The sequence below is a fragment of the Oleiphilus sp. HI0066 genome, from assembly GCF_001635725.1.
Genome location: NZ_LWFH01001656.1, coordinates 1 through 914 on the forward strand (window position 1 = coordinate 1; position 914 = coordinate 914).

1 protein-coding gene is annotated in these 914 nt (G+C 45.8%); it reads left to right on the top strand.

Annotated features, from left to right (window positions below; translation table 11 throughout):
- On the top strand, positions 1 to 914 hold a 914-nt coding region (locus A3738_RS25780; RefSeq protein WP_156504511.1), incomplete at both ends, for a molybdopterin-dependent oxidoreductase.

Below are 914 nucleotides of genomic sequence, written 5' to 3' on the forward strand. Positions count from 1 at the left end.
CTGAGGAGGCTTCTGAGGCAGAAGTTTTGGGGCTGAGTGGCACTCCTGAGCATCCAGCAAATTTTGGTCGACTGTGCGTTAAAGGAAGTCGCTTACTAGATACCTTAGAAGATAGTGGGCGCTTACTTTTTCCTGAAGTTAGTGGGAAGCAGGTTCCTTGGGAAGCTGCGACCAACGAAGTGGCTCAGCGCTTTCAAGATATTATTGATGAGCATGGCCCAGACAGCGTTGCACTGTATGTATCGGGGCAATTACTAACGGAAGATTATTACGTCGCAAACAAGTTGATGAAGGGTTATATCGGGTCTGCCAATATCGATACGAACTCTCGTCTGTGCATGTCCTCAGCAGTTGCTGCACATAAACGCGCATTTGGATCAGATGTCGTACCGTGTAGTTATGAGGATTTAGAGCAAACGGAATTGCTCGTTTTTATAGGCTCAAATGCGGCTTGGACACATCCTGTTCTGTTTCAACGCGTTGAGCGTGCGAAACAAATAAATCCAAATCTAAAAATTGTATTTATCGATCCACGTCGCACAGCAAGTTGTGAAGTCGCAGATCTTCATCTCCCTCTGAAAGCAGGAAGTGATGTTGCCTTGTTTAACGGTTTGCTCGCCTATCTGGCAGAGCATGATGGGCTTGATAAAGCTTATATTGATCAGTCGGTTGAAGGAGTTGAGCAAGCAGTAGAGGCCGCACAGTCTTTCACTATTGAGAAGGTCGCACAGCTATGTGATTTGCCTGAGCAAGATGTAGAAGAGTATTACGCAAGCTTTGCGCAAACAGATAAGGTGATTAGTTTTTTCTCGATGGGCGTGAATCAGTCGAGTGCTGGCGTTGATAAAGCTGCGAGTATTATCAATTGTCATCTTGCGAGTGGAAAAATCGGCAAAGAAGGGTGTGGACCTTTC